The sequence below is a fragment of the Streptomyces sp. PA03-6a genome, assembly GCF_033792765.1.
Taxonomy (GTDB): Bacteria; Actinomycetota; Actinomycetes; order Streptomycetales; family Streptomycetaceae; genus Actinacidiphila.
This window is the reverse complement of record NZ_JARAVK010000228.1, coordinates 1-14,849: the sequence shown is the minus strand read 5'-3', so window position 1 is coordinate 14,849 and position 14,849 is coordinate 1. Positions and strand designations below refer to the sequence as shown.

At 71.5% G+C, this 14,849-nt stretch carries 9 protein-coding genes; 5 read left to right on the top strand and 4 right to left on the bottom strand.

Going from position 1 to position 14,849, the window contains the following annotated elements; genetic code table 11:
* The coding region (locus PV350_RS36525) for an FG-GAP-like repeat-containing protein (RefSeq protein WP_500337807.1) at positions 1-3,033 on the top strand (3,033 nt) is incomplete at its 5' end.
* Between the two features lie 166 nt (positions 3,034-3,199).
* Here PV350_RS36525 and frc read toward each other — a convergent pair.
* Both frc and oxc read right to left on the bottom strand, forming a co-directional pair.
* Positions 3,200-4,456: a formyl-CoA transferase gene (gene frc, locus PV350_RS36520; RefSeq protein ID WP_500337806.1), complete on the bottom strand. Its 1,257-nt coding sequence runs from the start codon at positions 4,454-4,456 to the stop codon at positions 3,200-3,202.
* A gap of 89 nt (positions 4,457-4,545) precedes the next feature.
* Positions 4,546-6,297 (bottom strand): oxalyl-CoA decarboxylase, encoded by a 1,752-nt coding sequence (oxc, locus tag PV350_RS36515; RefSeq protein ID WP_500337805.1) that lies wholly within the window; start codon positions 6,295-6,297, stop codon positions 4,546-4,548.
* A 258-nt stretch (positions 6,298-6,555) separates the two neighbouring features.
* Here oxc and PV350_RS36510 point away from each other — a divergent pair, with 258 nt between their 5' ends.
* Positions 6,556-8,190, top strand: coding sequence for a FadD7 family fatty acid--CoA ligase (locus PV350_RS36510; protein ID WP_500337803.1), 1,635 nt, complete (start codon positions 6,556-6,558; stop codon positions 8,188-8,190).
* On the opposite strand, the gene PV350_RS36505 is transcribed toward PV350_RS36510, so the two are convergent.
* Together PV350_RS36505 and PV350_RS36500 are read right to left on the bottom strand one after the other, a co-directional pair.
* A complete protein-coding gene (locus PV350_RS36505) occupies positions 8,183-9,115 on the bottom strand; it encodes a LysR family transcriptional regulator (RefSeq protein ID WP_499514964.1) in 933 nt (310 codons plus the stop codon). The two genes, PV350_RS36510 and PV350_RS36505, sit on opposite strands and share 8 nt — an antisense overlap.
* A gap of 328 nt (positions 9,116-9,443) precedes the next feature.
* Positions 9,444-10,457, bottom strand: a complete 1,014-nt coding sequence (locus tag PV350_RS36500; protein ID WP_500337801.1) for a 2-dehydropantoate 2-reductase — start codon at positions 10,455-10,457, stop codon at positions 9,444-9,446.
* Between the two features lie 328 nt (positions 10,458-10,785).
* On the opposite strand from PV350_RS36500, the gene PV350_RS36495 reads away from it, so the two are divergent.
* The 3 genes from PV350_RS36495 (at position 10,786) to PV350_RS36485 (ending at position 14,710) form a co-directional block, all read left to right on the top strand.
* The gene (locus PV350_RS36495; protein WP_500337799.1) at positions 10,786-12,336 is read left to right on the top strand and encodes a Re/Si-specific NAD(P)(+) transhydrogenase subunit alpha; all 1,551 of its coding nucleotides are present in this window, start codon (positions 10,786-10,788) and stop codon (positions 12,334-12,336) included.
* A gap of 6 nt (positions 12,337-12,342) precedes the next feature.
* Complete coding sequence (gene pntB, locus PV350_RS36490) at positions 12,343-13,815, top strand: Re/Si-specific NAD(P)(+) transhydrogenase subunit beta (RefSeq protein ID WP_500337797.1); 1,473 nt, start codon at positions 12,343-12,345, stop codon at positions 13,813-13,815.
* A 199-nt stretch (positions 13,816-14,014) separates the two neighbouring features.
* Positions 14,015-14,710, top strand: a complete 696-nt coding sequence (locus PV350_RS36485) for a GntR family transcriptional regulator (protein ID WP_500337796.1) — start codon at positions 14,015-14,017, stop codon at positions 14,708-14,710.
* The last annotated feature ends 139 nt before the right edge of the window (positions 14,711-14,849 follow it).

Below are 14,849 nucleotides of genomic sequence, written 5' to 3'. Positions count from 1 at the left end.
GCCCACGCCACCCCCGCCTCCACCGGACCGCGTGACGAGGCCGGCGCGATGGCCCAGGCCCGGCGCACCCGCAAGCAGGTGCTCGTCGACACCGCGACCAGCGGCACCACGCTGACCTGGGCGCTGCCCGACGGCCACTTCAAGACCCGGATCACGGCCGCGCCGACCCGGGCGAGGAACGCCAAGGGCGAGTGGGCCCCTATCGACAACACCCTGAAGCGGACGGCCAAGGCTCCCAGGGGCCTCGGCATCGCACCCGCGAACCCGGCCGTTCCCGTCCGCTTCGCGAGCGGCAACGCCGGGAAGCCGCGCGCCGACCGCTCGTTCGCCCGCACCGAGACGCCGGGTGAGACGGTGCTCGCCGAGGTCGAGCTCGACGGCCACACGGTCGCGTACACCTGGCCGGACGCGCTGCCCGCTCCGGTCCTCGACGGGCCGCGCGCCCTGTACTCCGAGGTCCTCCCGGGCGTCGACCTGCTGCTCGTCGCCCGGGAGGAGGGCGGCATGGCTCAGGTCCTGATCCTCAAGACCCCCGAGGCCGCGCGGCAGGAAGCTCTGAAGACCGTCACGTACGGCCTGCGCTCCGCCACGGCCGTGTTCCGGCAGGACCGCAAGGCCAGCCGGGTCCAGGTCCTGGACAAGGGCGGCAACGAGGTCGGCACGATCCCGACGCCGTTCGCGTGGGACTCCAGCGGCCGTGACCCCGAGCTGCCCGAGGGCACCGCGCACCACACGTCCGTCGCCACCCCGGCCGACGTGCTGAAGCTGTCGGGCCTGACCGGCATCGAGCCCGGCGCGCAGTCCGCGCCGCTGCCGATCACTCTGGACGGCGAGAACACCCACACCGCCCGGCTCGGCCTCGGCTTCGCCGCCTCCGGTCTCGCGGCGCGCGAGGGCGTCACGTACCCGCTGTTCGTCGACCCGCCGCTGAACCCGGGCTGGGACGCGTGGACGGTGGCCTACAAGCCGTACCCGAGCACCAGCTTCTTCAACGGCACCAACTTCTCCTCCGGCACCTCCGACGCCCGCGTGGGCCACGAGTCCGACACCGGCGGCACCGCCCGCTCCTTCTGGCGCATGGACTGGAACAAGGCCATCAAGGGCGCGGACATCACCAGCGCGACCTTCAAGGTGCTCAACAACCACTCCTGGTCCTGCACGACCCGCGAGTTCCAGCTGTGGCGCACCGGCGCGATCTCGTCCGGCACGACGTGGAACGCGCAGCCGAGCTGGTCCGACGAGATCCAGCGCAAGTCCTTCGCGCACGGCTGGTCGTCGAGTTCCTGCCCGGACGAGTACGAGGCCTTCAACGTCAAGGACGCCGCCCAGTACGCCACCGACCGGGGCGATGCGACGGTCACCCTGGGCATGCGGGCCACGAGCGAGTCGGACACCCAGACCTGGCGCAAGTTCAAGGCGACCTCCGCGACCATCGAGGCCGAATACAACCGCAACCCGTCCGAGCCCACCGCCGGTTCCTCGAAGCCCGGCGGCCCCTGCACGCCCGGCCCCGGCGCGGGCGTGACGGTCGGCAAGACCAACATCACCCTGTCGGTGACCGCCAAGGACCCCGACAACAACATGAGCAAGGTCCGCTTCCGGTTCTGGAAGACCGGCGGAACGGTCCCGGCCGGTGTCGAGATCACGATCGGCGCCTCCGGTGGCACCGCCACGTACACCATCCCGTCCAGCGATCCGCTGCTGAAGGACATCACCACCAACACCACCTTCTCCTGGGACGCCATGGGCAAGGACTCGGCGGGTGCGACGTCCACCGTGTACCCGCCGGGCACCGAGCCCTGCCGCATCACGGTGGACCCGAGCGGACCGTCCCAGCCCATCGTCACCAGCGACGTGTTCCTCAGGACCACGTCGGACGGCGCCACGTGGGCGACGGTGAAATTCGGCGACACCGGACCGATCACCTTCGAATCGCCGGGGGCCGCGAGGTTCACCTACGCCTGGGGCGGGGTCGCCCCGATCTCGGTCAACGCCAACGCCAGCGGCATCGCCACCGTCCCCAACCTGCGGCCGGCGAACGCCGGCCCCAACACGCTCCAGGTCTACGCCTACGACAGCCTCGGCAACGCGAGCGCGCGGACGGACTACACGACCTACGTCCCGCCGAGGGACAACGAGGACAAGCCGGGTGACACCGGCGGCGACGGCACCCCCGACCTGCTCGCCATCGACGTCACCGGCGTCCTGCGGACGTACGCGGGCCAGCCGGGCGGCGAGCTCTACGGCTCGCTGACGTCCTCGTACACCATGGGCGCGGGCGGCAAGCCCACGCTGAACCCCGCCGGTCACTGGTACAACGCGACGACCGGCAAGGCCGCGCTGATCGCGCACTACCAGGACGCCTACCCGGGCGACGGCACCACGGACCTCTTCGCCGTCAACCCCGACGGCGTGTTCTGGCTCTACCCCGGCGACGGCTACGGCTCGTTCGACGTCGACCAGCGGATGAAGATCCGCCTCCCGTCGAACGCGCCCGCGCCGTCAACCTGGACCCAGCTCAAGGCCATCGGCGACATCACCGGCGACAAACTGCCCGACCTCGTCCTGCGCAGCGGCGCGAGCTTCTGGGTGCTCTCCGGTTACAGCGGCGCGACCTTCCGGACCGCGACGATGATGAACCCCGACGCCTGGGCCCGCCGCGACATCGTCAACCTGGCCGACATGAACAAGGACGGCACGCCCGACCTGCTCTGGCGCAACCTGGACAACGGCAACATGTACGCCCGGCACGGCAAGCCCGGCTCCGTCGCCGGCAGCGTCGACCTCAACTCCCTGATGCTGGCGGGCAACTCGCTCAATGGCGACGTCCCGTTCGGGACCAGCTGGACCGAGGCCAACGTCAACTCGGCGATCGGCATCCCGGACATCAACGACGACGGCATCCCGGACATCTGGGCCCGGTTCGCGTCGGACGGCCACGTGGCCATCTACAACCCGTCCACCACCAACACCAACCCACCGGTGAAGACCGTCATCGGGTCCGGCTGGAACGACAAGTTGGTCTTCGGGTGATCCCGCCCGCCTGACCCGGCCCGTTCCCCACGGGTGGGCCCCCGGCATCCGATCCTCGGTGCCGGGGGCTTCGCCGTGCGTGCGCCGCGCGGCACACCGCTCCGGACGCACGTGTGCCCCGCGCGCACGGATCGCGCGGGGCACACGTGGGCCTGTGCGGATCCGGTCAGACGATGATCTTCTTCTCGCGCAGGGCCGCGATGTCGTTCCCGTCGTACCCCAGGTCCGCCAGGACCTCGCTGCCGTGCTCGCCGAGCAGCGGGGCACCCTTGATCTCGGGCTTGAAGTTGGAGAACTTGATGGGGCTGCCCACCGTCAGGTAGGTGCCGCGACCCTTCTGCTCGACCTCGACGATCGTGCCGCTCTTGCGCATGTCCGGGTCCTCGGCGAGCTCCTTCATGCTGAGGACGGGCGCGCAGGGCACCTCCCACTTGCGCAGGATGTCGACCGCCTCGTACTTGGTCTTGTCGGCCAGCCACTTCTCGATCTCCGCGAAGATCTCGAAGATGTGCGGCTGCCGCGCCCTGGCGGTCGTGTACTCCGGGTCGTCGACCCACTCGGGCCGGCCGATGGCCTCGGCGGTGCGCTTCCAGTTCTGCTCCTGGACCGTGAAGTAGATGTAGGCGTTGGGGTCGGTCTCCCAGCCCTTGCACTTCAGGATCCAGCCCGGCTGGCCGCCGCCGCCGGCGTTGCCGCCGCGGGGCACCGCGTCGCCGAACTCGCCGTTCGGGTACTGCGGGTACTCCTCCAGGTAGCCGATCTTCTCCAGGCGCTGCTGGTCGCGGAGCTTGACGCGGGTCAGGTTGAGGACGGCGTCCTGCATGGACACCGACACCTTCTGGCCCACACCGGTCGCGTTGCGGTGGATGATCGCCGTCAGGAGGCCGATCAGCAGGTGCATGCCGGTGTTGCTGTCGCCGAGGGCCGAGCCGCTGATGGTCGGCGGGCCGTCCCAGAAGCCCGTGGTGGACGCGGCGCCGCCGGCGGCCTGGGCGACGTTCTCGTAGACCTTGAGGTCGTTCCAGGACGAGTCGTCGTTGAAGCCCTTGACCGAGCCGAAGATCAGGCGCGGGTTGAGCTCGTGGATGTGGTCCCAGCCCAGGCCCATGCGGTCCATGGCGCCCGGCGCGAAGTTCTCGACCAGGATGTCCGCCTCGCGGATCAGCTTCTCCATGACCTCCTTGCCCTCGGGGGTCTTGGTGTTGATAGCCAGCGAGCGCTTGTTGCTGTTGAGCATCGTGAAGTACAGCGCGTCGAGGTCGGGGTCGTCCCGCAGCTGGTTGCGGGTCACGTCGCCGCCCTGGGGACGCTCGACCTTGATCACGTCGGCGCCGAACCAGGCGAGCATCTGGGTGCACGCGGGGCCGGCCTGGACCCCGGTGAAGTCGATCACCTTGATCCCGGCGAGCGGCTTTTCACTCATGGTGGCTTCCTTCTTGTCTGTTCGCGGTGCGCGGGTGGGCGGTGCTGGGGAACGGTGCTTCGGGGTGCGGTGCGTCGCCTACGGGGCGGTCACTTCTTGGCCGGCACGATGTTGCCGACGGTGATGCCCTTGGGGTTGAGGTGGGCGATGTGGCCGCTCTCCGTGCCCGCCGAGGGGTCGATCACGCAGTCGATGAGGGCCGGCCCGCCCGAGGCGAGCGCCTCGGTGAGGGCGGCGGTGACCTCGGCGGGGGTGGTCGCGCGGTAACCCTTGCCGCCGAAGGCCTCGAACATCACGTCGTGGCGGGCCGCGGACATCAGCGTCGTCGGCGACGGGGCCTCGTCGTAGGGGTTGACGTCGTCACCGCGGTAGACACCGCCGTTGTTCATGATGACCGTGACGACGGGCAGCTTGTAGCGGCAGATCGTCTCGATCTCCATGCCGCTGAAGCCGAAGGCGCTGTCGCCCTCCACGGCCACGACCGGCTCCCCGCTCTCGACCGCGGCGGCGATCGCGTAGCCCATGCCGATGCCCATGACGCCCCAGGTGCCGCTGTCGAGGCGGTGCCGCGGCACGTGCATGTCGATGACGTTGCGCGCGATGTCGAGGGCGTTGGCGCCCTCGTTGACGAGGTACGTCTCGGGGCGCTCGCGGATCACGTCGCGTACGGCCTTCAGGGCGCCCATGAACTGCATCGGGTGCGGGTCGGCCTTGAGGCGCTCGGCCATCTTGGCGACGTTCTGCGCCGAGCGCGCCCCCAGTTCCTCCCGCCAGGCGGCGGGGGCCGCGATCTGACCCGGCTTGCTGCGCTCGATGAGGGCCTCGACGACCGACTCGATGTCACCGACGAGCGGCGCGGCGATGGGCTGGTTGCTGTCCATCTCCTTCGCCTCGATGTCCACCTGGACGAACTTCGCGTCGGGGTTCCACTGCGGTGCCTCGCCGTGGTTGAGCAGCCAGTTCAGGCGGGCGCCGACCAGCATCACCACGTCGGCCTTCTTCAGCGCCAGCGAGCGGGCGGTGGCCGCGGACTGCGGGTGGTCGTCGGGCAGCAGGCCCTTCGCCATCGACATCGGCACGTAGGGGATGCCGGTGGACTCGACGAACTCGCGGATCTGCGTGTCCGCCTGCGCGTAGGCCGCGCCCTTGCCGAGGACGATCAGCGGCCGCTGCGCGCCGGCCAGCAGCTCGATCGCGCGGTCCACCGCCTCGGGGGCGGGCAGCTGGCGCGGTGCCGGGTCGACGAGGCGGCTGAGCGTCTTCGCGCCCTCCCCGGCGTCCATGATGGAGCCGAGCACCGCGGCGGGGATGTCGAGGTAGACGCCGCCGGGGCGCCCGGAGACGGCGGTGCGCAGGGCGCGGGCGATGCCGCGGCCGATGTCCTCGACCCGGCTGATGCGGTACGCGGCCTTGCAGAACGGCTGCGCGGCGGCGAGCTGGTCCATCTCCTCGTAGTCGCCCTGCTTGAGGTCGACGAGGTGGCGCTCGCTGGAGCCGGAGATCTGCACCATCGGGAAGCAGTTGGTGGTGGCGTTGGCGAGTGCCACCAGCCCGTTGAGGAAGCCCGGCGCCGACACCGTCAGGCAGATGCCCGGCTTCTTGGTGAGGTAGCCGGCCGCCGCCGCCGCGTGTCCCGCGTTGCTCTCGTGGCGGAAGCCGATGTAACGGATGCCCTGCGCCTGGGCGAGCCGGGCCAGATCCGTGATCGGGATGCCGACCACCCCGTAGATGGTGTCGACGTCGTTCATCTTGAGCGCATCGACGACCAGGTGGTACCCGTCGGTGAGCTCGGCCGGTGCGTCGGCGTTCGCCGCTGTCTCCAGTGGTGAGGGGGCGGTCATGGTCCGAGGTCCTCCTTGGGCGGGTCATGCGTGCGGCTTCTCCCTTCACCATCCGCAGCGCGCTCCCCCGCGTCCAAGACCTATCGGCGACCAGCCGATAGACGGCGTTTATCGACGCACGCCACAGGGGCGTTGAGGTGGGTTGATAGACCTCCGCTATCGACCGTTCGCCAGTGCGTATTGGACGGGTGCTCCGCGCCCCGCGCAGTCTCGCTGGGGACGGTTCATCAGACATTCCAGGCGCGAGGAGGTGCGGCCATGGCCGTTCCGGCCGCTGCATCCGTGCGCGACCCCGACCGTTACCGGTCGCCCGCGGTCACGGGCCTGACCGATCTCCTCGACCGGCACGCCCGGGGGCGTCCGCAGGCACCGGCGCTGATCGCCGGCGCGGACCGCGCGGAGGTCTCCTACCGCGCCCTGGACGAGCTGGCCGACGCGGTCGCCGCGCGCCTGACCTCGGCGGGGCTGCGCCCCGGGGACCCGGTCGGCCTCGTCGGCGCCAACACCGTGGAGTTCGTCGTGGCGATGCTGGGCGGGGCGCGGGCCGGGCTGGTGGTGGCCCCCGTGGACCCCGCGCTGCCCGAGCCGCAGATGACGGCCCGGCTGGAGGCGCTGGGGGTGCGGGCCGTCCTGCTGGGCCCGACCGCGGGGGGCGCCCCGCCGGCGGCCGTGGGGCCCGGTGTCCCGGCCTGGGCGCTGCGGGTGGACCTCTCCCCCGCCGGGACGGCGGCGGCCGTGCTCGCAACGGGCGAGGGCGCGCCGGCCGCCGCGCGGGGCGCGTCCGGCGAACTGACCGCGCACGACGCCCTGGTGCTGTTCACCGCGGGGACCACCGACCGGGCGAAGATGGTCCCGCTGACGCACGGCAACGTGGCCGCCTCGGTCCGCGGCGTGTGCGCCACCTACGAACTGGTGCCGGGAGACGCGACGGTCGCGGCGATGCCGTTCTTCCACGGGCACGGGCTGTTCGCCACGCTGCTTGCCACGCTGGCGAGCGGGGGCTGCGTGCTGCTGCCCGCGCGCGGGCGGTTCTCGGCGCACACCTTCTGGGACGACATGCGGGCGGCGGGCGCCACGTGGTTCACCGCGGTCCCCACCGTCCACGAGCTCCTCCTGGAGCGGGCGGCGACGGACCTCACGGGCCCGCAGGTGCCGGGCTTGCGGTTCCTGCGCAGTTCCAGCGCGCCCCTCAACACGGCCACCCAGCGGGCGCTGGAGCGCACCCTGGGCGCGCCGCTGCTGTCGGCGTACGGCATGACCGAGTCCGCGCACCAGGCGACGAGCGAGCCGCTGCCGCAGTACGGGGCGCTCAAGCACGGTTCGGTGGGCCGGCCGGCCGGGATCGAGCTGCGGGTCCTGGACCCGGACGGGAAGCCGTGCCCGCCCGGCGGCGAGGGCGAGGTGTGGGTGCACGGTCCCACGGTGGCCCGCGGTTACCTGGGCAACCCCGCCGAGACCGCACACGGCTTCGCCGACGGCTGGTTCCGCACCGGCGACCTGGGCGCGCTCGACGAGGACGGCCACCTGTTCCTGACCGGCCGCCTGAAGAACCTCATCATCCGCGGGGGCGAGAAGGTCGTGCCCGAGCACGTCGAGGACGTCCTCGCCGGGTGTCCGGGGGTGGCCGAGGCCGCCGTGTTCGCCGTGCCCGACGCGACGTACGGGCAGCGGGTCGGCGCGGCCGTGGTCCTGGGCGGGGTGGAGGCGCCGGGGGCGGAGGTGCCCGGGGCCGAGGAGATCCGCCGGTACTGCCGCGCCCGGCTGGCCCCGTTCGAGATCCCCGACCGGATCCGGGTCGTCGCCTCGCTCCCGCACACGGCGAAGGGCGGTCTTGACCGGGCGGCGGTGGACGTCCTGTACGCGGAGGGCGCCGTATGGCCCGGGCTCACCTGACGCGGTGCTCCGCGGGCAGCGGCTCGTCGAAGAACTCGTCCAGCGACAGCCCGGCCGCTGCGGTCATGAACGCCCGCGCCGCGACCGACCCCGGGGTCGCCGCGTGGATCGCGACGGAGACCTGCGCCCTGGCGTCCGGTTCGACGAGGCGCACGGCCCGCATCCGGCCGAGCGGCGGCATCGCGCGCAGCCAGGTGTGCGGGACGATGCTCGCGCACGCGCCGGCGCCCACGCTGGCGTAGAGGGCGGCCACCGAGTCCGTTTCGACCTGCGGGGTCACCACGACCCCGCTCTCGGCGAACGCGTCGTCGATGACCTGGCGGATCCTCATGTCGGGGGTCAGCAGGGCGAGCGGCATCGTGGCCGCGTCCGCCCACTTCATGGTGTCGGTCTGCGGCAGCAGCTGGTCGCTGGAGGCGAGGAGCATGTACCGCTCCTCGTACAGCGGCATCACCTGCAGGTTCTCCCGGTCGTGCGGGGCGAAGTGCGCGATCGCGGCGTCCAGCTCGAACGCGAGCAGCTGGCGGTGGAGTTCGGTGGTCGACAGCCGGGAGCGGACCTGGACCTTGGCCAGCGGATGGGCCGCGCAGAACGCGGCGACGGGCAGGACCAGGGTGGTGGACGCGGTGGGCTCGGTGCCCAGCCGCAGGGTGCCGGTGATGCCCGACTGGACGGCGGCCACCTCGGCCTTGAAGGCCTCCTGCTCGGCGAGGATGCGTTTGGCCCAGACCACCAGCCGTTCGCCCTCCGGGGTCAGGCCTTGGTAGTTGTGCCCGCGGTTGATCAGCGTGACGTTCAGCTCCCGCTCCAGCTTGGCTATCGCCGCCGAGAGCGCGGGCTGCGAGACGTAGCAGGACTCCGCCGCCCGGGCGAAGTGCCGCTCCCTGGCGACCGCCACGAAGTACTCCAGCTGACGGAACAGCATGAACGACTCCTCTCTGCCTGGGCCGCGGCCGCGCCGGCACTTCCTGCTGGAGTCGCAACGCCGTCGGTGCCGGTGGACCGGCGCTCCCGGGATCGGGAACGGCCCCGGGCGGCCGACGGCGGACGAGCTGGTTGCGGTGTGACCGGGCACAGCCTACCGAGCCGGATCGCGGCCCTCGTTCGTACCCGCCAAGCCGGTGCGGGCCCCTGTCCGGGGCCCGGTCCCGTCGCCGCCGCGACGGGACCGGGCTCCGGAGGTACTGCGGCGGTCGTCCGGCGGTGGACCGGCGATCCGCGGGTGTCTCGGGTTCGGATACGCGGGGGGCGGGTCAGGCGGGGACGGGTTTGCGCGCGACGGCCCCGCTGTCCCGGTCCGCGGTGACGCCGCGCGCCAGCAGGTCGGTCGCGGCGTGGACCGCGCGCAGGTTGGGGGCGTCCGCGCCGGAGATGTCGGCCATCTCCACGACGGCCGTGACGATGGCGTCGAGTTCCAGCTGCTTGCCGGCCTCGAGGTCCTGGAGCATCGAGGTCTTGTGGTGTCCCACCCCCTCGGCGCCCCGAAGCCGCTTCTCGATGGAGATGTCGGGGGTGCTGCCGACCCTGGCCGCGATGTCGAGGGTCTCCTCCATGAGCTGGGCGACCAGCCGCCGGGTGTGGGGGTGCTTGCAGATGTCGACCATGGTCGCCCTGGTGAGGGCGCTGATCGGGTTGAAGGCGACGTTGCCCATCAGCTTGATCCAGATGTCGTCGCGCAGGTTGGGCTCCACCGGGCACTTGAGGCCGCCGGCGATCATGACCTCGCTCAGCTGCGTGCACCGGTCGGAGACGCCGCCGCCCGGCTCGCCGATGGAGAACCGGGTGCCCTCCAGATGCCGGATGACCCCGGGGGCCTCGATGACCGTCGCGGGGTAGACGACGCAGCCGATGGCGCGTTCCGGCGCCAGCACCGCGCTGGTGGCGCCGCCGGGGTCGACCGCCTCGATCCGCCGCCCCTCGTAGGGGCCGGCCAGCTCGTGGAAGTACCACCAGGGAATGCCGTTCTGACCGGCCACCACCGCGGTCCTGTCGTCGAGCAACGGGGAGATCAGCGGTCCCGAGGTCGCGTAGGAGTGTGCCTTCAGGCCCAGGAAGACGTAGTCGACGGGGCCGATCTCCTTGGGGTCGTCCGTGGCGTGGGGCTTGGCCACGAAGTCACCGCGCGGGCTGTTCACCCGGACTCCGTGGGCGCGTATCGCCTGAAGATGCTCACCCCGGGCGATCAGGTGGACGTCCGCGCCACCACGGTGCAGTGCCGCGCCCACGTAAGCGCCGATCGCACCGGCTCCGAGGACTGCGATTTTCACGGCGACTCCTCTCCATTCGAAGGGGGAGTGAATACTGTATGCAGTACTCTCTTGGGATGTACAGTCCCTTCACGCAAAGTCGCGCGCCCGGAACCGAACAGGGTCCCGCCCGGCGCCGCGGCGGAGGTCCCCGGCGTCGCCCGGGACCATGAACCGGGTCACACACGCTCCGGACAGGTTGATCGAGCACGCAGCGGGGGAACGCTTCGCCGCACACGCGGTCCCGGGCACGCACGGCCGCACCACGAGGCCGGGGAGCACGCAGTGCGGACGACGGCTCGGCTGACGACGCCGTGACGTCAGTCGGTAGCGACGGAAAAGGAGAGCGATGTCTGATTCACCCCCACAGCAGATCGGTGTCGTCACCGAGTCCACCGCCGGGGAGACGCGGGTGGCGGCCACACCGGACAGCGTCCGCCGGCTCCTCGGCCTCGGCTACGAGGTCGTCGTGGAGTCCGAGGCCGGAGCGGCCTCCGGCTTCCCCGACGAGGCCTACGCCGAGGCGGGCGCGCGGATCGGCGACGCCTGGCAGGCGGACGTGGTCCTGAAGGTCAACGCCCCCTCGCACGAGGAGATCGGGAAGCTGCGCGAAGGCGCGACCCTGATCGGGCTGATCGCCCCGGCCCACAGCCCCGACCTGGTCGGGCAACTGGCGGCACGGCCGATCACCGTCCTGGCGCTGGACGCCGTCCCGCGCATCTCCCGGGCCCAGTCGATGGACGTGCTCAGTTCGATGGCGAACATCGCCGGGTACCGGGCGGTGATCGAGGCGGCCCACGTCTTCGGGCGCTTCTTCACCGGTCAGGTCACCGCGGCGGGCAAGGTGCCGCCGGCGAAGGTCCTGGTGGCTGGCGCGGGCGTGGCGGGTCTGGCCGCGATCGGCGCGGCCGGCAGCCTCGGCGCGGTGGTGCGGGCCACCGACCCGCGGGCCGAGGTCGCCGACCAGGTCCGTTCCCTGGGCGGCGAGTTCCTCGCCGTCGAGGTGGAGCAGGAGGCGAGCGGCGACGGCTACGCCAAGGCGACCTCGCAGGCGTACGACCGGCGTGCCGCGGAGATCTACAGCGAGCAGGCCGCGGACGTCGACATCATCATCACCACCGCGCTGATCCCCGGCCGCCCGGCCCCCCGGCTGATCACGGCGGCCGACGTGGCGTCGATGAAGCCCGGCAGCGTCATCGTCGACATGGCCGCCGCGCAGGGCGGCAACGTCGAGGGCACGGTCAGCGGGAAGGCGATCGTCACCGACAACGACGTGACGATCATCGGCTACACCGATCTGGCGGGCCGGCTGCCCGCCCAGGCCTCGCAGTTGTACGGGACCAACCTCGTCAACCTGCTCAAGTTGCTGACGCCGGGCAAGGACGGGCGGCTGACGCTCGACTTCGACGACGTCGTGCAGCGGGCCGTCACGGTGGTGCGGGAGGGCGAGAAGACCTGGCCGCCACCGCCCGTCCAGGTGTCGGCGGCGCCCGCCGGGCAGGCACCGGCGCCGGTTGCGACCGCGCCGGCGCCCGCGCCGAAGGAGCCCCGGCTCTCACCGGCCGCGCGCTACGGCCTGGTCGCCTCCGGCATGCTCGCGATGTTCTTGTTGGTCGCCTTCTCCCCTGCCCAGCTCGTGGGCAACTTCACGGTGTTCGCGCTGGCCGTCGTCATCGGTTACTACGTGATCGGAAAGGTCCACCACGCCCTGCACACCCCGCTGATGTCGGTCACCAACGCCATCTCGGGGATCGTGGTGGTCGGAGCACTGCTGCAGATAGGCCACGCCGGACCGGCCGTCACCGTGATGTCGGTCGTGGCGATCATGTTGACCACCGTGAACATCTTCGGAGGATTCGCCGTCACCCGCCGTATGCTCGGCATGTTCTCGAAGGGCTGAGGATCGATGAACGCAACCACGGCCGCCCAGGCCGCCGACATCGTCGCCGCGCTGCTGTTCATCTTCAGCCTGGCCGGACTCTCGCAACACCGCACCTCCCGCGCCGGGGTGGCGTACGGCATCGGCGGCATGGCGCTGGCGCTGGTCGCCACCGTCGTCGCCGCGGCGCAGGACATCCCCGGCACCTCCGTCGTGCTGATCGTCGCCGCCACGGTCGTCGGCGGTGCCATCGGCCTGTGGCGGGCGCGCCGGGTCGAGATGACCCAGATGCCCGAGCTCATCGCCGTCCTGCACAGCCTCGTCGGCCTGGCCGCGGTGCTGGTCGGCTGGAACAGCTATTACGAGGTGGAGGCGCACGGCGCCGCGCAGACCCGGATCGCCGGCGACCTGCTCGGCATCCACCACGCGGAGGTGTTCATCGGCATCTTCATCGGCGCGGTCACCTTCACCGGATCCATCGTCGCCTACCTGAAGCTGTCGGCGCGGATCAACTCCCGTCCGCTGACCCTGCCCGGCAAGAACGCCCTCAACCTCGGGGCGCTGGCCGCCTTCGTGGCCCTGACGGTGTGGTTCACGGTGAGCCCGGACCTCGGCCTGATGATCGCCGTCACCGCCCTGGCGCTCGCGCTCGGCTGGCACCTGGTCGTCTCGATCGGCGGCGGTGACATGCCGGTCGTCGTCTCGATGCTCAACAGCTACTCGGGCTGGGCCGCGGCCGCGGCGGGCTTCCTGCTCAACAACAACCTGCTCATCGTCACCGGCGCGCTCGTCGGCTCCTCCGGTGCCTACCTGTCGTACGTCATGTGCAAGGCGATGAACCGGTCCTTCCTCTCGGTGATCGCCGGAGGCTTCGGCGCCCCGGCACCGACGGGCGGCGACGCCGAACAGGGCGAGCACCGCGAGACCTCCGCGCAGGAGACGGCCGAACTCCTGGAGAACGCCACGTCGGTGATCATCACCCCCGGCTACGGCATGGCGGTGGCCCAGGCGCAGCACCCGGTGGCGGAGCTGACCCAGGCGCTGCGGCGGCGCGGTGTCGAGGTCCGCTTCGGCGTCCACCCGGTGGCCGGCCGGCTGCCCGGGCACATGAACGTGCTGCTCGCCGAGGCCCGGGTGCCGTACGACGTCGTGCTGGAGATGGACGAGATCAACGACGACTTCGGCGACACCACGGTGGTGCTGGTGATCGGCGCCAACGACACCGTCAACCCGGCGGCGGAGGAGGACCCGTCCAGCCCCATCGCCGGCATGCCGGTGCTGCGGGTGTGGGAGGCGGAGAACGTGGTCGTCTTCAAGCGGTCCATGTCCTCGGGGTACGCGGGGGTGCAGAACCCGCTGTTCTTCCGCGAGAACAGCCGCATGCTCTTCGGCGACGCCAAGGAGAGCGTGGACGCCATCCTGCGCTCGCTGAGCACGCCCGACCCCGCGTCCGCGGCGGCGCAGGGCCTGCGCACCGACCAGCAGCCCGCCCCCGCCTGACGGGTGTTCCACCCACGGCGGTGGGGCGGGGGAGCGCGGCTTCCCCCGCCCCGTCGGCCGTGCCGCCGGTGCTCCACCGCGGGCCTCCGCACGCCGACGGCCGATGTCCGGCCGAGCCTTGTTCCTTCCTGCGGCTGAATTGCATACCGAAATCTGTATTCTTGGCATTGTGCAAAGAACTCAGCCGACAGGGGGGCTCATGCGCGAGACAAGCACCGCGGCCGCCGTCGTCCGGGTCACCCGGCCGGCACCGTTGCGCCAGGCCGTCTACGAGGCCCTGATCGACCTGATCGTCAACGGCACCCTGAGACCGGGCCAGCACCTGGTCGAGGCCGAACTCGCCGACCACCTCGGCGTCAGCCGCCAGCCGGTGCGCGAGGCGCTGCAACGGCTGCAGACCGACGGCTGGGTCGACCTGCGCCCCGCCCAGGGCGCCTTCGTCCACTCCCCCACGCAGGAGGAGGCCACCCAGCTCCTCAGCGTCCGCGCCGTGCTGGAGACCCACTCCGCGCACGGCGCCGCGCTGCACGCCACGGACGGGGACGTGGCACACCTGTGGGAACTGCAGGACGCCGGCATCGCCGCCCTGGCGGCGGACGACGCCCGCGGGATCGTCGAGGCCAACGCCGCACTGCACGGCTTCATCACCGAGCTGTCCCGCAACCAGGTACTCGGCGAGCTGATCCTCCAGGTCGACCGGCGGGTGCGCTGGTACTACATGCCCATCGCCCGGCCCCGCGGCCGGGACGCCTGGAACGAGCACGCCACCATCATCGAGGCCATCGCCCTGGGCGACGCGGAGCGTTCCGAGGAACTGATGCGCCGCCACACCCGCAACACCACCGACTTCTACTGCCGGCAGATCGCCGCCGCCGTCGACGCCGGAAGGGCCTGAGGCCCGGCGCCGGGAACGCCCGACGGTCCGGGTGCATGGGCACCCGGACCGCCGTCGAGGGGGGGAACAGGGAGCTGTCTCTTTTAACCACATCCGAGCCCCCAAGACCCCTCACAAACCCGATTTCCCTTTTTTTTTA